Here is a 19,492-nt window from a genome sequence, read left to right on the forward strand (position 1 = left end):
CGCCGCAGACCACCTTAAACACTAAAACCAACGCATAGTGAAAATGCCACGCGTTGCGAATCCCTCTTGAACAGTTTGTTAGGCGACATTTCTACGTTTAACTTCTTTCTCATACGAAGATTCGTTGTATAGCCAAATAGCCCAAAATGCGAAAAACATCCCGATCGTGTAAATGGAGTAATTAAGAGCATTATCCGATAAGAAAATCGTAATGCTTGCCGCATCAGAAGATGGATAAAGGAAAATAACATTGAAAATCATGTACAAAATGGCTGTGACGAAAGTTGTTCTGAAAAGCCAATTTAAACATCCTTTCTTTCGCGATTTTTTCCAATTATCAAATGCTTTCCTATTCATTAACCCACTCCTTTTCTGTTAACTGAAGCTAGATTCTCGCCAAGATGCTATTACTACTCTATCGTTTATCTCATGTCGCCTAACGCCGCATTAAGGTGTGAGCAGCGCTTGGCTATACTTGAGCGGAGCGAAAATGCCAAGCGTTGCGAATCACTCTTAAATGCTTTGTTAGGCGCTTTCTTCAATTTTCCACGGTGGGTTTAATCGATTTTCACCCGCCCAATACAACTTAATTTTGTTTCCTGATGGGTCACTTAGTACCGCTTCTTTCCATAGGAACGGTTGATCGATAGGTTCCTGATCGAACTCTATACCTTTACCTTTCAGGTTTTCTACCAATTGATCGAGTTCTTCATGTTCAAAGTAAACTACACCTCTACATTCTAACCCACGTTTCTCAGTGTCTAAGTAGATTGAAAATGTAGACTCTCCATCGGGAAAAGAAAAGCGGGCATAGTGTTCATCGCTGACAATTTGAATAAGTCCTAGTGCTTTATAAAAATCCACGGCCAAATTGATATCATCAACAGCCAAAGTTACTTGATTTAGATTCATATACTTTCCTTGTATGGCATGCATGGCGCCTAACGCCTTGCTAAGGTGTGAGTAACGCAATACAAAAGCTACCGCACAGCGCCTTAATCACATAAGCCACCGCAAAGTAAAAATGCCACGCGTTACGAATCACTCTTAAGCAATTTGTTAGTACATGCGCTACTTCTATTTATGCACTCCAAGATATTGAAAAATGGCATGATATGAAAGGCTTTGAACACCGAAGTGAGACGGGCAGCTACAAAACTAAAACTCGATTAAGAGACAAAAGTTGGCTAGAAGAAAGACGCACTGAACTCCCCTACTTTTACTTGCTTCAAACTAGAAAAGGATTCGATCCTCGCACTTCGACGGCAACACCAAAGAAAGGCAATTCTGACTTAGTAAAAACTACGAAAGAGAAGAAGCGCCAAAGAAATAGGCTAAGAGTTAGAAACCGTAAACGGTGAAATCAAAGCGAACACTCCGCATATAGTGCCACCGGAAAGAACGTGAAAGGTACAAACTGAAAGGTGTAAAGACGAACGCCAAAACAGATAAACACCAAAACTGATGACCTTTGATGCTAAACCCGTACTAACGCCGCGTTAAGTAGTGAGCAACGTTACCACCTAAGCTAAACCATTGTGCCGTAAACACAAAAGCTGAATCAAACCAAAAATGCCACGCGTTGCGAATCTGCCTTAAACGCTTTGTTATAACCGTTTTTCCATGCGTAAAAGACCCCAAACCTCACCGTCGAAAGAACGAGAGCCATTTTCATGCGATGCCACGGTAAAACCAAGAGACTCATAGCAATTTCTCGCAACTATGTTTCGTTCAAATACGGCTAGTGATAGTAAGCTAGCGCTGTATTTTTCTTTTGCTAGCTCGACTAACTGACCAAGCATGAGCTTTGAAATGCCCTTTCCACGAAAGCTTTCCGAAACAAATACGCGGCAAATTCTAAAGTGTGAAGCTGAAACTTTGAATAGTTCAACATAACCAGCACTCTGACCTGCAACAACGAAGATAAAGGGAAACACTTGCGCTTGAGAGCAATGTTTAGAAATTTGCACTGAATCCAATGGGAACTCAAAGTTTGGGCCACCCCATTGATAATTCAATTTATCCGAGTCAATCCACCCGATAAGCAAGTCATGATCTTCTTTTTCAAATGCTCTAAGCTCTATTTCGCCCTCTAAGGTTATAACGCTCATTAGCCGACAAATTGTCGTCTTTTTCTCTTACATAATGCGCTCTTAGTTACATTGATTTGACTAATAATCAATAGGTTATAGCATAAAACAGGATGCTAGACTGCAAAATATAACCTAACAACGGGAACGCTAAATTTTCAACTCAATCGGATAAATCTGAGTAGGGAAAATTCAGATTAATAAGATGTGAATGAGTAAAAGCTCTAACTAGGAAAGGGGCATAAATGAGCCAGCACAGAACTAGCTGGCTCGAAGATGGACAATTCCGATTTAGTAACTTTTCTGTAGCTTGTTAGTTTCAGATTAAATTTTCTATGGCTTAACGACAAACTCCGACGCATTAGTGGTCGACTGTGGTACTTTGCTATGTTCGTCCGTCTCCGTTGAGTTTTGTTTCAGAACAAAGTCCTCACGCTTAAGAAAGCTCGAATTAAATCTTTCGTCTAAGTTACCCCAGTCAATCGTTAGTACCGCCAGTAAAATCTGAACTATAATCAAAACCCCAACAAGCAATGAATATGCCCTATTGAAACGAAGATTTTGAACCTGCATTTCACTATTTAGCCCGTACACCCTCCGATCTATAGATGCTTTTAATTTATCAGCGAGCTTAAGCCTATACTTTGCAATTCTTTTTGCGCTATCCGAGTAAGGCTCTCTACAGCCATGAGGAATCTCTTTCTGAATCGCCAGAATATTTTCCCTTAATGATTCTAGCCTGTTGGTAGATTCAAAAAGTATGTCATAGTTTGTTTCAACCTTGTTAGAGTTCTTCAACAATGCTGAATTAGCGTACTCCGAAATCTCTACGTGTTGTCTCGCTACATCAATAAACATTGAGATAAATATGTGTGAGTCGTATAGAGTCAACCCATTCCGAGCAAAATTATCAAACTGGTCAAACTCTTCTATGTTTTTGCTCTTTATAAACACAGCATCTAGATCGTTCTTCTCTACAATGTTACTTGTTATGAAGTGCTCTGAACTATCACTACTTATTTTTTCATCTAAAAATTTAAAACTTCGCGGACAAACGTGAACATGGCGATCATCCTCGCATTCATCAACTTCAACAAAATAAGGCTCATTAGTATCTCGATAGATATCTGCAATTAACGTTAACTTTGATTCATCCTTAGTTATTCGCCATAGTCTAAGTACTTTTTTAGCCATACTGACCACATCGCTGCAAACCTTATTTATATTCTCATTTATAAGATCTTCAACTAGGTTTCGTTTGTTATGATGTTGAATAACTCTAAATTGCTGTGAAAATGGATTTACGGAAGCAAAGGCGTCGTATCTACTTACCTCGCTAACGTCAACGTTGGATACCATTCCTGTTGCTGACTCCTTCAGAAAGAAATATAGGGACAAGTAATTAATTCCATATGAGTACTTGGACAGAGACACGTAACAAGAATCACAAAACTCTGTTTCTACCTCCATTCTCAATAGCGAAGTCAGCCTGGTTTCTCTGTGAAAATGAATCCAACCCAAATTTCTGAACCCGCCCCCATGGTCATATTTGTTTTCAAAGACGGAATCATCTCTCTCAGGGTTGTAATCACCAGGAGATGCATTGGACTTTAGCCATCGGCGAATCGAGTCCAAATCATCATGCTCAACCTTTACAACTACGCTTATAGCTTTCCACTTGAAGCTTCCATCAAAAAGACTGGCTGATTTAATTCGATCCTCTTTTTCATATAGATGCCGGATCGATTCTTGCTCTTTTCGAGAGTAGCTCTTTGCCATAAAGCGAAGCCACTTAGGAAATACCCAAGGAATGTATCTGGCTAGGAGTAAGACAATTTCAGTATATTTGGCTTTTATAGGTTTCATTATTTTATTTCAGGCACAAAAATGATCATAACGCAAAGGCACTGACACCGTGGCTTGTTTTGTGGGAAGCAAATTACGTAAGAGGTTAGCATGATGATTAGCTATTTGGCTTCCTTGTGTCTGAACTAGCCGTAATCCGTCAACATTGGGAATATTTGTTCATCACTTGAAGCTGACTGGCGGTGGCTGCGTGCAAGCTCGCTTCACTTGATTATTTATTAACTTTGCCGAATTACTAAAATTTGGTCAATCGGCGTGTGTCACACTAAGCCTAAAGTCATGATACTAAATCACAATGGGGCAGTTCTGCGTTACGATGATCTACCCCGTCAGCAAGCCGTTGGACAAAACCTTGCCAGTAACTTTACTAATTTAGCTGACCCTAAAATAATTTAGGTATGGCAAAGACGCCCTTCTTCGCAGCTTTGTATGAGCACAATACATCTCCATTTAGTTGGCCAAATTCAGTTTGCCATTACAGGTGGCTAAATCAATATACAGTGGGGAATAAGGCTCAGCAGCTAAGTTCGTCATATAAAATTTCTGTCCATACTTTATTCCACTTCGGTGTATAACTGCGCTATTCATATTTTGAAAAAGATGTGGAATAAAAGTTTGAAGCTTTCCTCCATGAAGCATATTACCCTTCTGGGAGCCATACGCTTGAAGCAGCACAAGAGCTTAAAATCATGACCACACAAAACAAGCAACCACTGCCTGCACTCACTCCATTTACTCTGCCAAATGTCCCATTCACCGTTCGTTGTAGACCCTACGAGAGCTTCCCCCCTCCTTGCAGAATGCTTTTGAAGCTTATTTGGCTGGATCATCGGCACCATACCCTATTTATGTTTACCAGAATGATTACGAAAGATTTTGTTTGCTCGTGCAACAAGGAAAAATCACACTGAAAACGGACTGAAATGAGAAATTCATATTTTCATTCCACATTTCTACTCTGCAATAACGATAACCGGTCAACACGGACGGTGTTACAAGTAAATGTGGAATAAATCTATAAGATTCTGAGGTCGAAATAGGAGTAAAAAGGTCAAAAACTGGCGCCACAAGCCTCTATATAGCTGATATAAAAGTAAAATTCATACTTTCAGTTTTTAGTAAGGATTTATTCCACATTTAAATGATCGCATGCATAAGAGTTGCTATGGCAAATCTACATGAGTAGCATGAGAATTAGCAGTGACTCTTATGTGGGATGGTCTCCTAGAAAAAATCTCTGTTGAGCTGACAGGGGATAATGAGTTCTTTTATAACGTAAAAGGCGAGTGTTGTTACGATGGAAAGTTTGCGTACGATGAGATTGCTGAAAAAGTAGAGTCTGCTTTCAATCAAACCTTGAAAGAAGATAGGGATGGCAAGTTCAAAGCGATAAATGATATTTACTTCGAAAATATGAAACTAAATGTCAACACCAGCCGATTCAAAATCTACATTGCAGAGTTGTTATCCAACTTAGTCTATCGAGGCGAAATGTCTGAGGAGCTAAAGAGCTTCAAGAAGGCGCGTAAGAACATCAGTTCTATCGTGACCACTAATTATGACACTCTGATTGAGGACATTTTTCAATTTAAGCCCTTGATTGGTAATGATATTCTACTGAGTAACCCTTATGGCTCAGTATACAAAATTCATGGATGTGTCACTGATGCGTCGAAAATCATCATTACACAAGAAGACTACGCGAATTTTGACAAGAAGTTCGAGCTGATACGAGCTCAGCTCCTGTCTATGTTCATACACAACCCAATAGTATTTCTTGGCTATAACATCGGTGATGAGAATATAAAGAGTATTCTCAAAACAGTTTTTACTTATGTTGAGAAAAAATCACCAGAAGCGGAGAAAATCAGAAACAACTTTCTGCTAGTAGAGTACGACCCAGATTCAGAATCAGTGGAAACTGGAGAGCATGATATTGACATGCAAGGTTTTGCCACCATTCGCATCAATAAAATTAAAACTAACAATTTCACCGCAATTTATGATGCTCTCGCTAACCTATCACTGCCTGTGTCCGCGATGGATGTACGTAAGGTTCAGAACATTGTTAAAGAGATTTATGCGGGTGGCGACATCAAGGTAAATATTACTGAGGACTTAGACTCAATCAACAACAGCGATAAGATTATCGCTATTGGTTCGGTAAAGACGATTACCTATAGCTTCCAAACCACAAGTGAGATGATGTCGAACTATTTTGACATCGTGGAAGAAAGTAACTCACAGCTTCTAGAATTGATCGACAAGCATCGCATTCAGGTAAGTCAATATTTCCCGATTTTCGCGTTCAGTGAGATTTGTCCATCTTTGGAGTGTGCTGAGAGGTTGAAAGCACAACAAGTTGAGAAGATAGAAGGGCTTATGAATAGGTGTCCTAGTTGTGCGAAGGTAGGGCATACTTCAATCGCAGCGATTGAAGCTGATGAGTGTATTTCAGCAACGAATCAATATTATGCAATTGCATGGTCTACGTACAATGGAGACTTAGCGTTAGAAGAAGTAGAAGCTTATCTGAGAGAAATCGACGACAAAGATAATACTAATTACCGAGCAATTCTTTGCACGTATGACTTAGTTAAATATGGTAAGGGCTGATAGCGGTTGCCACTTTCAGATTACGAAAGCTGGTGAAAACTTGTGAAGTTGCCCCGTTGAGTACAACTTGGCGAAACTCATTTCGGGGCATTAGTTAGTTCTATTGCCGAAGCGACGAGATCAGAAGCGGGTTGGAGCAGAGGTGATTTACGAAACAACCTGTTTCGCAATTGTGCAAGACCCTCTTGCATAATTGGTTACTAGAGTTTGTCCAACAACCTGTTGGACAATTGGGAAACAGCTTGTTTCACAAATAAATCTCATGACGGCTTCTTGCGCTCTAAACACATCTTGGGGCAAAAATCATTTAGGGTGATTTGATAAACGACATGGTGTTTCGAGCAATAGAATAGTTCAATTTCAACAAGAGATTATAAAACCCGATCTTGCTTGGACTTCCACTTCAAGCACTACGCATTTTCAATAAACGCTCAACATCCTCAGAACTAGCCTTCAATGATTCAATCATTGTTCGCCCATGAAAGTTGGGCTCGGGTCGCACGAGCAGTGAGTAAAAGGCTTCTACTCCGCCAGGTAACACCGGGCCATAACGATTTTTTAGTTCTTCGACATTGCGCATCACAGGTTCATGTTCTGCTCCATACAGTCGTAATACTTCAAATTGAAACCAGAGTGGCGTTGAATTTGCGTAGTGAGCTGTAAACCCCTCAACGATAGACGGGAATCGCCCGACATTTTTTAATTGTTCTAACTTTGAAAGCGCCTCTTTTAGCTCTTGTTCAAACTGACGCTTTTCTTGCCATTCATCGATCTGTGCTCGGCGCAGGTTTTGAATTTCAATTAGTTGTTCATCAATTGTCTTCTGAAGTTTGTCTTTCTTATTTTGAGGTTTAGACTCTTTCAAAGTGGTATGAACTAATACATGCACATCATTCCAACGAGCAATGGCTTTCGAAACCATCTGGCCTACATCACGATGATTGCCTAGCGACGTTCGACTAATGTCGAACGTCTGAGAAAACAACCGTAACGACATCATTTTTTGTCGCCCTGACAATACATCCTCAGGGCGAATGTCATCTAATGCATGTAAAGCCTCTTTGACTCTCTCGACAAAGTCGTGACTAGCCATACAGTACTTCTTCTTTCAATTGATGAACGAGCTCACGAACTTTATCAAGGCCTTGAACGATCCCTTCTTTTTCACACGCTTCCATCATTTGGAGTTGATCCTCCCAAAATGGTAATTGCGCAGTTGTAATGACGCAGTTCTCACACGAAATACACTGGATTCGATTAAGGCGACAATTATTTGAACAAGCACCTTTATCAATCGGCCGAATGGAAACTGAATGCGCATTTAACTGCACCTCCATTCCAGTACCAATCTGCTTCTGAAGCGTTTTTAGATTTTTCGCCGTTTTAAAATCTCGTGCTGCATATTGTTCATTTGCCATCAACTCCCCTAAGCCGCCATGCTTTGGACGAGAACTCTCCACCTGCATATCCATGACAGATTTTTGAAACTCACTCTGATCCTCAGCAATCCAATTTAACAGCTCATCATCACCTCCTTGCATGTAGTACTGCGTGATATCCGCAGTAAGATGCCCGAATTGCTCGCGCAACGCCTCCACACTTCCTAAAGGGGATAACGCTACAAAACGAGCCAACGTGCGACGAAATCGATGAGGGGTAATTTTTTCTGCAGTTTCGATCTCTGAATACTCAATAAAACGAGTAATTCTTCGATTAATAGTTGTGCCTACCAATTGTAATGAATAGTGGTGCTTAGCATTGATACCAGGAGACAAGAACAAACCATTTGATGCTTTTATTGCTTCACTGATGACCAATGGAACAGAATTATCGTTAGCACTTGACAAAAGTCGCTGGTTTTTCTCTCGACGATGCTGATTCAACTGATTGACTCGTTCAATGACTGCATTTATCTCTTGAGGGACTAACCATATATGATGTTGTCCTTCTGGCAAATACGAATACTTATAGGTTTCTCCTCGAAGGAAGCTTGAACCATAATTCGTCGAAAGAAACTCGGTTTTCTTCTCTTGGAAACAATCCATCGATAGACCTGATAATTCGCTTTGCCGCATGCCGGTCAGTGCCAGAATCAGAATTATCGCAGCACCTTCGAATAAAATAATGTCCAATTCGAGTTCAGTATAAGTCTCATATCCTTTAGTCAAAAGGAAGGCTTTCTTTCTATTGGTCACCGTGGATGTTGACGGATTTTTTCCATCTCTAGTGGGTAATGCAACAAATTCAGATTGTTTAGTTGTCCAATAGTCAACATAGGTTTGGATCGGATATTCAGATAAATCAATACGAGCCCATGCAGCCTGAATTAATGCTTTCCATTTATCCTCCTCAATCACCTGTATTTGGTTACGCTTCTTCATTTTACCGACGACCGCTTCACCTTTTAGCCCTCTAAAGGGAGGATAACTAAATCCTACTTTTAACAAATGCCGATAATGATATAACTGGTAAATTGGCGAGAGCCTGAGTATTTGAGTTTCCTTGCTTACATACGAGTTTTCACGGCCCGGACGAAAGTCTTTCTTTATCCACTGAAGATATTGATCTAGCCCTGAAGGTGATTGAAGCCAATCTTCAAATGCCATTCTACGGAAAGTATTCACCCACCACTGAGTGAATACTTTCCATGCTTTTAATTCTCCTTTCAGAGTATTGGCCGAGATCCCATCAGAGAATCGTAGCCACAGACAATCTCGGGTAGCCTCATCTACGCTATAGCCGTGTTGACGAGTTGAACACTTAACACTTCGAGTTTCACATTCCTTTGTAAATGAAAGATTTTTTGTAGATCGTGGAATATTTGCATTTCCACTAAAATGTTGGAGTAGCCACGTGTCAGCACCGTAACGCCCTAGGTCATAGCCATCATATAACCCAATCGATAACCCTAATTTTTCTTGCAACGTTGCATATTTTATTTTTTGTACTGTGATAGTTTGAGTTGAACGAGTTTCCTCAACATGACTTACCGCTAAATCATCCACTAATTCTTTTTTTCTATTCATGCTTTTTATTCCACCATCAACAGCATCTGAGTCAGATAGGATTGATCATTCAGGCTCCATAACGGATACGGTGTTTGTTCCGCTCTTTCTTTCGCTTTTTTTACAACTAACGGACGATGACGAAATGCATGGGGAATATCCTCTTCTAAGATTTTTAAGTATATCCCATAGCGTTTCATCCACGAAGTTGAGGGAATTCTTCCTGATTCAAAATCATGGCGTAACGCCCGTTGAAATGAGAATAATCGCCATAAATCAGTTTCTAAAATCACCATGTGTGGACAAAGCAAACATTGCATAAAATCTAGACAATGAGGTCCAGAAGACAGCGATTGTTCCTTGTTTTTCGGGTTATTACAGCTCGCGACATGCGTTTTGAAACGAGAATCACTTTGCAACAAATCCAACTCATCTTTCTGAGCGTCTGTCAGCACGTTTTGCTGCTCATATTGAATCCATGTTTCAACCTCACCCGATACTGAATAGTCATGAAGGCGACTGAGCAATAGGCTTATCCGCGCTTTCTGTTCTGGACTCGCATTTAAATAATGCCGTTCAGTTGTAGGCGAATACCTCATACCAAAATTTAGTGTGTGTCCCAAAATACGAGACACACTCGCTACAGAACCATAGCGGCGTAAAATCTGGACACACGTCGGCCTCAATCGAGATAATCGAATTTTCAACGCTTGTCCTTGGTCATCTCTCAAATCATATCGAGTAGCGATTACATCCAATGGGTAAGCTGCATTTTGGTTTTTATTACGACTACTCTCCAAGTACCCCGCTTTCAGTGAAGTTAAACGTTCTTCCTTACCTTGAGAGCGAATGGCATATAGCCAAATAGAATTTCGGATATTGTCAGAAGCCTGATCACGGTATTTATCTGACCGATCTTTAAGGTAATCAAATAAACCTTTTGCACTCATATGAAACAAACGAGATTCTGCGAACATTTCTAGTTCACGTTCATCAATATTAGAGAAATCTTTAATGATGGTTCGATGTTTTGCCCGTGGTTTGTAAAAAGCAAAACAGACGCGACGCTCGGGATCATGAGGGTGAGGGTACATGGAATCTACTTGCAACCTTAAAATGTCCGACTTATTCGCCAACGTGTAAATCGACATCAACACCGCAGCTGCGCCGAGGACGACAGAATCCGCCCCCTGCCACTCCCCTTTTTTATCCAATTCAACAATCGATTTACATGCTTTGAGGATTTGACGAAACTCACGCTTTGAGTAAGGTTCTCTGGGGGAACTGGGAATACCAGAAACCGAAGGTAAATGACCAAGCAGTACATCAACATGTACGCTGTCGGGTTGCAACTCCGCAATACTGACCAACAATTTAGGGACCAATCGAGCAATACCAATAGACTTACGACGTTTACCTTTTCTTTCTCCCTCTTGAAGCGGTCTCAATTGAAACCACTTTAAATAACTGAGCAAGAATTCATAATCACAATCGGCAATATCATCGACGGTATTTTCTGTGTTTAAGTAAAGCAAAAACATATCAATCGCTCGGCGGTATTGTCCAAGAGATTTCAACGCAAAACCTTTGCAATGTAAGCCATACAAACCCTCATTTAATTGCAAAATAATGGTCTTCAAATGCGGATATTCTGTGATTCTCGCGTTCACATCAAAATGATAATTGCCATGTACTGGATCTGAAAAAGTCCACATTAGCGGTGCTTTGAAGTACAAAAGGTTATTGCTTTGAGATGGGTTACTCATCGGTCACCTCCGTCATCATAGCGCTGAGCTCTTGTTCATATTGTTGAAGCACGTTGTGGTCATGTGCATGCAGCTCGCTGGTCATGTTGATATATATGTTTGCAGTTGTTGATACATGACTGTGCCCCAGTTGCTTCTGCAACCAGATTAAGCAGGCCATTTCGGAAGAAAAGCCAGACTCCTGCCATTGCTCAAGTGTCCCTGTTGCAAATACATGCCTCAGAGTATGAGGTGTAATGGAGTACCGTAACCCAGCGAGATTCGACGCTCTTTTAAATGACTTTTGTATGGTCGATGGCGTCCAAGCTTGATGATTTTCATTAGTAAAAAATAGTGATTGATTACCTGCATACAACGATGGGCTGACTTGATCATAAATCGTCAAAAACAAACGCCCTGGGATAAACACCGTTCGGGTCTTATCGTTTTTAATGTACATCACTCGACTATCGAGACGGATGCTATACATCCGGTTTGGGTCTTTTAGAACTGAGGCATACGACGGGAATGCAGACATTGGCGCAGACAACACTTCACTAATTCGCATTCCCGTTCCTAACATCAACGCCATCATAGGTCGAAATGATTTAGGCAATTTTTTGGAAAAACGCTCAATATCTTCCATAGTCGGTAACGGATCCCGACAGGTAGATTCTGTTAGTAACAGTCGAATACTACGAATTCGCTGAGCTTGCTGTTTTTGATTAAAATTCAGTTGGCCTGTACGAATTAATTTTTCAACGCGCCCCCCCCAAAAACTATCTTGGATATAATTATGGGATAGTGCCCATTCAATAAATCCCACAATGGCACGTAAACGCACGTTGAGCGTTCGATTGGATACCCGTTCATATCCAAATTTAGTAGCTAAACTGTTTCGCCACTGAACAAGGTGTTTGATTTGAACATCTTTGAGGGGAATCTCCTGATCTTCTAAAAATGAGGAAAACTGCGCAATGCTATTCGTATTTGATCGAACAGTGTGTACAGACGACCAAAAGCCAGATTCAATTTTATCCCTTAAATAGGCCGTTTCAGCCGGCATAATTCTTCCTGAGTGATCCCAAAAAACAGGAAGATGTGTGATTGTCACTACTTCCATATTCGTTGCCATGCTTTCGTAGGTTACTTTCAAATTTCAACTCTCCATTCAAAATGAAGTTTGATGAAAACATGATTCGACAAACGCGCAAGCCCCTTAAAAACAACAAATTACGCTGTTTTTAAGGGGCTTGCGCGATGAATGTTGTGTGTTATGAGAATAAGAAAAATGGAGGGATAACGTCGCATTTCCCACGATCGATTTAAGACATCAGCAGAAGACCTTGCAGTCAATAACATCAGAATTGTGTCTGCATCCGTTTAAGAAGGGAGAATGATTTAACTACTTCGAAGATAAAATAGAGCGTTAGAACCAGATGAAAAACATGGGCATAGTTCACATATTTTTAAGATTGTGTTGTTAGGTTGAGGTAGTACCCTACGATTTCATTATCGAGCCCCAGATTAGAACAGAATTGGACAATAATCATAAAGATAGGTTAATTGAACTAGAAAAAATCTGTCAAACTTATCCGTACCATGTATATGAGATTTCTAAGCTTTTAGACTGGTAGTTGATAATACTCATCATATCAACGTGCATGACTGTCAGCATACACGCAAGGCAGAGCCATACAGAGTTGGCTTATTTTTTTAATTAAATTCATAAAGTTAAATGTGGCCCTAAATACGCCACATATATCCGCTTATTTGCTGAGTCAGCATAAAAATGTAGGCGGTACCCATCAGGTAGTTTTACATGGTTCTCACAATAGACATGCCGCCCATCATCTAACCAAAACATGCGCTCTTTCTTCTTTTTGGGATCATTATTTACACTGTCCGATTCACCGCTAACTTCAGCGGCCAGGCCCAAGTCTCTTAAGTACTCATGGCGATATTCAACATACTCATCTGCAAGCCATTTATCACTAAACGACTCCAGCACATTTAGCGCATCACGCGCCTTGAGCAAGACATCTTGCCTAGCAGACCAACCTTGAAGACTTGTACCAATTTGATTTGGCAACAAAGTGATATGAGGAAACAAATCCGCTCTTTTCAACCAGATATCCTTAGCGGTCTTTAACAACGCATTACGACGTTGTTTGAGCTCATCACCATGCACACCTAAGCTCACAGAATCACTCAGATTTAAAAGCGTTTCACCCCTTTGTTCTGGTGTTGCATCCAGCTCGAAAACCCATACTTTAATATGGCTATTTGCCCAGGCAGCCAGAGCCGTGAAACTGGCAAGAAAAGTCTCAAAATAAAACGCGGCTAATAGCACTTGCTTACCTGAACCCTCTTCCGGCAAACCAACTTCCACCGTATCATCAACACTTTCTATATCAACGGTTTCAAAGAGCGGCTGTTTCGTTTCAAGAGATTTAAGAAATCGGCACCAATCCGCAAGCTCCGCAACCTTGCTTGCAGAGGCAAACCAATTGCGCACAAAGTAGCCGTTAGCCAGTTCCAACCCCATCAGTGACTTATCTTGATCGTCATCGACCAGCAAGATTTTTAGACCAGCAGTTCGACAAACTTTAAGCACGGTAAAGAAAGCCAATAATCCATTATCTGCATCCTCTTTGCTGGCAAACGGCAAAGAGTGATGGTTCAACACAATTCCATTGCTCATAACAGCTGATCCAGCTCCTTATCCCATTGGTCAAAGAATCCTTCCGGCCAGCAGTCTATTCGTCCCTCGTCATCAATATTGGGGTACATGACTTCTGAGGCATGAATAGAGTTATGAACATCTCGCTGCAAGAAAAAGACTTTTACATCTGCAGCCGCAACTACTTTCTGCTTCACCGCAACCCGAATACCGTTGAGGAAATGGTCAGAATGAGATTCAACGATTAATTGCACGCCATTATTGGCAGCAATGGCACATAGCTTACCCATTAATGATTGCCCAGCCGGGTGTAAGTGTGACTCTGGGTTTTCAATAATCAGCAAATCACCTTTTGCCGCACTTAAAATACTGGTCACGACAGGTAGTACATAACTTAGGCCAAATCCCACATTCTGAGGCTTAAACTCTTCGGTTGTTTCTTTACCTTGGTTGAAAGAGTAACTCAGGCTCGCCGAATTAAACTGAGGCTGCGCCACTGCTTTGATTTTTAACCCGGGTGTAATATCCGACATCCATGCTTCAATATTGGCAAGTAGAGTCCCTGAAACAGCCTTTGGATGGCGTAACGCTTCTATTTCCAAGTATTTAGCGCCATTAACGGCGATAAAGTGAACCGCAAACTCACCATGATGGCCAAGCGATTTTAAATCACGAATATGAAACTCAGACAACTGGTGATGACTTTGTGGGCCTAATCTGTCGGCACACAGGTACTGAAAATTAGAGTTGAATAAACTCAAGGATTCAGAATCACCGTCAATACCCGACTTGCGTAGTGGTAAAAGATCTGAGTCATGTTGATAGTCAAACTCAAACCGTGTTGGCTGCTCTTTCTCGCCCCACTTAACGATGAAAACTATCTCTTCTTGTTCACTAAAACTGGAAAGCGCGTCTTTACCCGTACCGATATTGACGTAATCACCATTTAACAGCAGGCCCTTGGTTTTGAGGGTATTGCGTTCGTAAGACTGTCTTAAAAGCAACAAGCTTTGCATCAGAGTCGATTTTCCCATGCCATTAAGACCTGAGAACAAATTCAGGTTCCCTAGTGGAAAGCTAGCATTCAGTAAGGTTTTAAAATTCTGAATATTAATGAACTCAATCATTCAGTAACTCCTTAATCAAAGCATTGACCTTTTCATAGCGTATTTCAACATGCTCTTTGCGCTGAGTGGAATAACTAATAGCATTAATAAATTCAGAATCTTCCAATAAATATTGTGCTTTTTCTTGAAATTTAGCTTGCTTACCAACCAAGTAACTGAAGTCGATTTCAGTTACTTTCGCCAATATAACCATCCAGACTTCAAATAAAGTTGCATTTTTTGACCGCCTTCTTGATTTAGGATTTTTTTCAAATCCTTTTTCCCCTAAAAGGGAGTAACAGCGCTTAATCGCAGTTGAATACCTAATTTTAAAATCTGCACGATAGGCATCATCTCCTTTCTTGATGTCTTCCATGGCTTTATCTAAAAACGAAGCAATTTCCTTTTTGTTTTTAGGATCAAGATATTCAAAACGATAGAATGCCCAGAATCGCAATACCAGTTCCTGATCCTTCATACGCTTAGAAAGATCACCTAACATGGCTTTGGAATACTCTGAATTCGCCAATTCTTCCAATAACTCGCGATCTCGTGGCTTAGCGAGTGCATTGCGGATCTCTTGATTATTCAGAGTTAGGCCGCCCGTATTGATTCGACGAAATACTGAATACTTAACATCATCCGGCGTACCCGGTTTGATCATGTATACAGTAACAGGGCACTCTTCAATACGGCGCTGATATTGGCGATGTAACTTATCGAATGTTTTACCATTTAGTTCAGTTAAGAATTCTAGCCCGTTAAGGCGGAGTTTCTTATCTAACACAAACTTACGAATCGTCGATAAACGCTGTAAACCATCAACAATTAACCAATTGTTTTCATCGGAAGCATCAAAGTAGAAAGCCGGTAGAGGGAACCGAATCAAAATGGATTCGATTAAACGACTCATCTTACGATTATCCCACAACTCCGCATGTCGCTGAAAATCAGTATTCATGTCAATTTCATTGTGCTTAATTCGCTTGATTAAAGCATCCAACGACTTTGGTTCAACGACGATATCAATATCTGTCGGATTAAATGGGTACATCACCTCATCAAGCAGTTCCGGCTCGTCTTCTTCCTTACCTGGAGCAATCAACTCTTCATCAAGTTCAGTTTCTTGATAATCAGACATGTGCTTCCCCTTAAATTAATATTGTCTGGCACACAATAATAGAAATGGAGCCCGAAAGGACTCCATTGAGCATTTTACAACTGCACGTTGAAGAAGCCGCTGCCATCTTGACGCCACCTTTGTTCCTTACGAACTGACTGTGACCAGTGCTGCGCGGACCCACACACAAAGTATGCCTCATATTTAAAGACCAAGGGGCGTATGCTTGGTCACTCCAAATAATAGATTCAATTGCTTTTGGATACAACACTCCCTAACTCCGTTCACTTACAACATCTTATCTTTTCAAAGTCTCATTAACAGTTAACTCCTTACATCAACACATATCGCATAAATAAATCTAATGTTAAGATAGAAGTACCACTTGCAGGATTAGAGAACAGTAAGATTATGATTTATATTATTAAAAATAGAAGTACCACTTAAATCGTGATTACTGAAATTATGCTTCAGCAAACTCAGGTCACTACGGTTATTCCGTATTACCAACGTTTCTTGGAGCGCTTTCCAACCGTGATCGATCTTGCCAATGCTGAGCAAGATGAAGTCCTACACCTTTGGACTGGCTTAGGGTATTACGCCCGAGCCCGTAACCTTCACAAAGCAGCACAAGAGGTCGCCTCTACATACAATGGTGAGTTTCCTCTTGATATAGAGAAAATGAACGCCCTACCGGGGATTGGTCGCTCTACCGCTGCCGCCATTTTATCGTCTGTGTATAAACAACCACACGCGATTCTTGATGGTAACGTGAAGCGCACCCTATCCCGCTGTTTCGCAGTTGCAGGATGGCCAGGACAAAAAAAGGTTGAAAACCAGCTGTGGGAAATTGCCGAAACGCATACCCCACAAACGGATGTAGATAAGTATAACCAGGCAATGATGGACATGGGCGCAATGGTCTGCACTCGCAGCAAACCCAAATGTAGCCTCTGCCCTGTTGCTGATCTGTGTGTGGCAAAGCAACAAGGTAATGTGCTCGACTACCCGGGCAAAAAACCGAAGAAAGATAAACCAATCAAGCAAACTCGTTTCGTGATGCTTCACCACAACACCGAAAATGGTCATGAGGTGTGGTTGGAGCAAAGACCACAAACAGGCATTTGGGGTGGCTTATTCTGCTTCCCACAAACCGAACATGTGGATGCAGAAAGCGACATTGAATTGCTACTGGATCAACGCGGCATTCAAGCCAGCAATATCAAACAGAAGCAAACACTGATTACCTTTCGTCATACATTCAGCCATTACCACCTAGATATCACGCCAATTTTGATTGATTTATCAAAGCAACCGGACGTGATAATGGAAGGCAACAAAGGTCTTTGGTATAACTTATCTAAACCTGAAGAAGTCGGTTTAGCCGCGCCAGTAAAACTATTGCTGGAAACGCTACCCCACGAACTTCGTTAATTGAATACAAGGAGTCATTATGAGCCGCACTGTATTTTGTGCTCGACTAAAGAAAGAAGGCGAAGGTCTAGACTTTCAACTTTACCCTGGTGAACTAGGTAAACGCATTTTCGACAACATCTCGAAAGAAGCGTGGGCTCAGTGGCAACACAAACAAACCATGTTGATCAACGAGAAGAAACTCAACATGATGGATCCAGAACACCGCAAACTGATCGAAACAGAAATGGTAAATTTCCTCTTTGAAGGAAAAGACGTTCATATCGAAGGTTACACACCGCCGAGCGAATAAAGTCGCTTGAGTTAAACAATGACATCACAACCATTTGTGGTGTCATTTTTCTATTACCTTCAATAACTCTGATACTTATGAAAAAAATTGTCTTTATTGCTGCCGCACTTTTAATGGCAGGCTGTAGCCGTGAATTCGTCGAAAAGATTTATGACGTCAACTACGAGCCAACAAACCGTTTTGCCAATAACTTAGCTGAGCTACCAGGACAATTTGAAAAAGATACTGCGGCGCTAGATGCCTTAATCAATAGCTTTTCAGGCAATATTCAAAAGCGCTGGGGAAAAAAAGAAATCAAGTACGCAGGCAAGAGTAATTACGTTAAGTACATCGATAACTACCTTAGCCGCGCCGAGGTCGACTTTCGCAAAGGCGTGATCACGATAGAGACCGTATCACCGACCGAGCCCCAAAAACACCTAAAAGACGCGATTGTCACCACCTTATTAACACCAGACGATCCCGCTCACGTCGACTTATTCTCCTCTAAAGGTATCACGTTAGAGGGGCAACCATTCCTGTATAAACAAGTTGTCGACCAAGACAATAAGCCAATTCAATGGTCTTGGCGGGCAAACCGATTTGCGGAATACCTCATCGCAAATAAAATAAAAACCAAAAATGTAGATTTCAAGAAAGCGTATTACGTCGAAATTCCCATGGTTGAAGACCACTTTTCAACTCGCAGCTACCAATACGCCGATATCGTGCGTCGAGCTTCCAAGAAATACGACATTCCAGAAGACTTGATATACGCCATTATTAAAACCGAGAGCAGTTTCAACCCATACGCGGTAAGTTGGGCAAATGCATATGGCCTAATGCAAGTTGTACCTAAAACAGCGGGACGAGATGTGTTCAAACTCGTGAAAAAGCGCTCGGGCCAACCAAGCCCTGAATATTTGTTTAATCCAGAAAACAACATAGATACTGGTACTGCGTATTTCTATATCTTAAAAAATCGTTATTTAAGAGAAGTCCGCCACCCTACCTCTCTCGAGTACAGCATGATTTCAGCTTACAATGGCGGTACTGGAGGAGTTTTAAACACATTTCATCGCAGTGATCGCAAACGCGCAATGCAAGATCTTAATTCATTGCAACCCAACCAAGTTTATTGGGCGTTAACCAAGAAACACCCGAACGCAGAAGCGCGTCGCTACCTAGAAAAAGTTACAAATTTCAAAAAGGAATTTAACTCGAAGCAAACTTTGTAGTGACAGTTGAATAAAAAGCGTTCGAACAACCACTTTTTTGAAATTATTTAAAAAAAGTGGTTGACGCAACGCGGGAAAATCCGTTTAATAGCGCTCCGTTGCCCGGATAGCTCAGTCGGTAGAGCAGAGGATTGAAAATCCTCGTGTCGGTGGTTCGATTCCGCCTCCGGGCACCACAATTTGATTTGTTGGTGTCTTAACGAAATGTTATAACACGGACAAAAGCACAAAGAATAAAGTGTGCCGACTTAGCTCAGTAGGTAGAGCAACTGACTTGTAATCAGTAGGTCACCAGTTCGATTCCGGTAGTCGGCACCA

13 protein-coding genes, 2 tRNA genes and 1 pseudogene are annotated in these 19,492 nt (G+C 41.1%); 6 read left to right on the forward strand and 10 right to left on the reverse strand.

Annotation, left to right across the window (positions count from 1 at the left end; genetic code table 11):
- Nucleotides 1–525: 525 nt before the first annotated feature.
- The 3 genes from R7Z78_RS11960 to R7Z78_RS11970 form a co-directional block, all read right to left on the reverse strand.
- Nucleotides 526–912, reverse strand: coding sequence for a VOC family protein (locus R7Z78_RS11960; protein ID WP_104975615.1), 387 nt, complete (start codon nt 910–912; stop codon nt 526–528).
- Nucleotides 913–1,607: 695 nt separating this feature from the next.
- A complete protein-coding gene (locus R7Z78_RS11965; protein ID WP_104976025.1) occupies nt 1,608–2,084 on the reverse strand; it encodes a GNAT family N-acetyltransferase in 477 nt (158 codons plus the stop codon).
- A gap of 339 nt (nt 2,085–2,423) precedes the next feature.
- Nucleotides 2,424–3,869, reverse strand: a complete 1,446-nt coding sequence (locus R7Z78_RS11970; protein WP_225452454.1) for a hypothetical protein — start codon at nt 3,867–3,869, stop codon at nt 2,424–2,426.
- Between the two features lie 1,296 nt (nt 3,870–5,165).
- Here R7Z78_RS11970 and R7Z78_RS11975 point away from each other — a divergent pair.
- A complete protein-coding gene (locus R7Z78_RS11975; RefSeq protein ID WP_225452455.1) occupies nt 5,166–6,572 on the forward strand; it encodes an SIR2 family protein in 1,407 nt (468 codons plus the stop codon).
- A 403-nt stretch (nt 6,573–6,975) separates the two neighbouring features.
- Here the strand turns inward: R7Z78_RS11975 and R7Z78_RS11980 are convergent, their stop codons facing one another.
- The 7 genes from R7Z78_RS11980 to R7Z78_RS12010 form a co-directional block, all read right to left on the reverse strand.
- Entirely contained in the window at nt 6,976–7,665 is a 690-nt protein-coding gene (locus tag R7Z78_RS11980; protein WP_104975617.1) for a hypothetical protein, read from the reverse strand.
- Entirely contained in the window at nt 7,658–9,598 is a 1,941-nt protein-coding gene (locus tag R7Z78_RS11985; protein WP_104975618.1) for a site-specific integrase, read from the reverse strand. The genes R7Z78_RS11980 and R7Z78_RS11985 overlap by 8 nt, the downstream gene beginning before the upstream one ends.
- Before the next feature lie 5 nt (nt 9,599–9,603).
- On the reverse strand, nt 9,604–11,343 hold the full coding sequence (locus tag R7Z78_RS11990) for a hypothetical protein (RefSeq protein WP_104975619.1): 1,740 nt from the start codon (nt 11,341–11,343) through the stop codon (nt 9,604–9,606).
- Nucleotides 11,336–12,478, reverse strand: a complete 1,143-nt coding sequence (locus tag R7Z78_RS11995; protein ID WP_104975620.1) for a tyrosine-type recombinase/integrase — start codon at nt 12,476–12,478, stop codon at nt 11,336–11,338. The genes R7Z78_RS11990 and R7Z78_RS11995 overlap by 8 nt, the downstream gene beginning before the upstream one ends.
- Before the next feature lie 570 nt (nt 12,479–13,048).
- Nucleotides 13,049–14,026 carry a hypothetical protein gene (locus tag R7Z78_RS12000; protein ID WP_104975621.1) on the reverse strand — a complete coding sequence of 326 codons (978 nt, stop codon included), beginning with the start codon at nt 14,024–14,026 and terminating at the stop codon, nt 13,049–13,051.
- Nucleotides 14,023–15,132 (reverse strand): AAA family ATPase, encoded by a 1,110-nt coding sequence (locus tag R7Z78_RS12005; RefSeq protein WP_104975622.1) that lies wholly within the window; start codon nt 15,130–15,132, stop codon nt 14,023–14,025. The genes R7Z78_RS12000 and R7Z78_RS12005 overlap by 4 nt, the downstream gene beginning before the upstream one ends.
- Entirely contained in the window at nt 15,125–16,252 is a 1,128-nt protein-coding gene (locus tag R7Z78_RS12010) for a DUF262 domain-containing protein (RefSeq protein WP_104975623.1), read from the reverse strand. Before R7Z78_RS12010 ends, R7Z78_RS12005 begins: the two co-directional genes overlap by 8 nt.
- 432 nt (nt 16,253–16,684) lie before the next feature.
- Between R7Z78_RS12010 and mutY the strand changes: the two are divergent.
- The 5 genes and pseudogenes from mutY to R7Z78_RS12035 form a co-directional block, all read left to right on the forward strand.
- Nucleotides 16,685–17,665: pseudogene (gene mutY / locus R7Z78_RS12015) on the forward strand (A/G-specific adenine glycosylase); the annotation flags it as partial.
- Nucleotides 17,666–17,684: 19 nt separating this feature from the next.
- Nucleotides 17,685–17,957 (forward strand): oxidative damage protection protein, encoded by a 273-nt coding sequence (locus tag R7Z78_RS12020; protein WP_005381002.1) that lies wholly within the window; start codon nt 17,685–17,687, stop codon nt 17,955–17,957.
- A gap of 77 nt (nt 17,958–18,034) precedes the next feature.
- Nucleotides 18,035–19,174 carry a membrane-bound lytic murein transglycosylase MltC gene (gene mltC / locus R7Z78_RS12025; RefSeq protein ID WP_005381001.1) on the forward strand — a complete coding sequence of 380 codons (1,140 nt, stop codon included), beginning with the start codon at nt 18,035–18,037 and terminating at the stop codon, nt 19,172–19,174.
- A gap of 100 nt (nt 19,175–19,274) precedes the next feature.
- A tRNA-Phe gene (locus tag R7Z78_RS12030) sits at nt 19,275–19,350 on the forward strand.
- A gap of 66 nt (nt 19,351–19,416) precedes the next feature.
- Nucleotides 19,417–19,492: transfer RNA gene (locus tag R7Z78_RS12035), tRNA-Thr, on the forward strand.

Origin of the sequence: Vibrio sp. 1167 (genome assembly GCF_033340375.1) — a bacterium.
GTDB classification, from domain to species: Bacteria; Pseudomonadota; Gammaproteobacteria; order Enterobacterales; family Vibrionaceae; genus Vibrio; species Vibrio alginolyticus.

What these genes read in the sequence shown, in the direction of transcription:
- R7Z78_RS11970 (WP_225452454.1), bottom strand. Translation starts at nt 3,869, where the DNA reads ATGGCAAAGAGCTACTCTCGAAAAGAGCAAGAATCGATCCGGCATCTA.
- R7Z78_RS11980 (WP_104975617.1), bottom strand. Translation starts at nt 7,665, where the DNA reads ATGGCTAGTCACGACTTTGTCGAGAGAGTCAAAGAGGCTTTACATGCA.
- R7Z78_RS11975 (WP_225452455.1), top strand. Translation starts at nt 5,166, where the DNA reads ATGTGGGATGGTCTCCTAGAAAAAATCTCTGTTGAGCTGACAGGGGAT.
- R7Z78_RS12000 (WP_104975621.1), bottom strand. Translation starts at nt 14,026, where the DNA reads ATGAGCAATGGAATTGTGTTGAACCATCACTCTTTGCCGTTTGCCAGC.
- R7Z78_RS12005 (WP_104975622.1), bottom strand. Translation starts at nt 15,132, where the DNA reads ATGATTGAGTTCATTAATATTCAGAATTTTAAAACCTTACTGAATGCT.
- R7Z78_RS11990 (WP_104975619.1), bottom strand. Translation starts at nt 11,343, where the DNA reads ATGAGTAACCCATCTCAAAGCAATAACCTTTTGTACTTCAAAGCACCG.
- R7Z78_RS12010 (WP_104975623.1), bottom strand. Translation starts at nt 16,252, where the DNA reads ATGTCTGATTATCAAGAAACTGAACTTGATGAAGAGTTGATTGCTCCA.
- R7Z78_RS12020 (WP_005381002.1), top strand. Translation starts at nt 17,685, where the DNA reads ATGAGCCGCACTGTATTTTGTGCTCGACTAAAGAAAGAAGGCGAAGGT.
- R7Z78_RS11985 (WP_104975618.1), bottom strand. Translation starts at nt 9,598, where the DNA reads ATGAATAGAAAAAAAGAATTAGTGGATGATTTAGCGGTAAGTCATGTT.
- mltC (WP_005381001.1), top strand. Translation starts at nt 18,035, where the DNA reads ATGAAAAAAATTGTCTTTATTGCTGCCGCACTTTTAATGGCAGGCTGT.
- R7Z78_RS11960 (WP_104975615.1), bottom strand. Translation starts at nt 912, where the DNA reads ATGAATCTAAATCAAGTAACTTTGGCTGTTGATGATATCAATTTGGCC.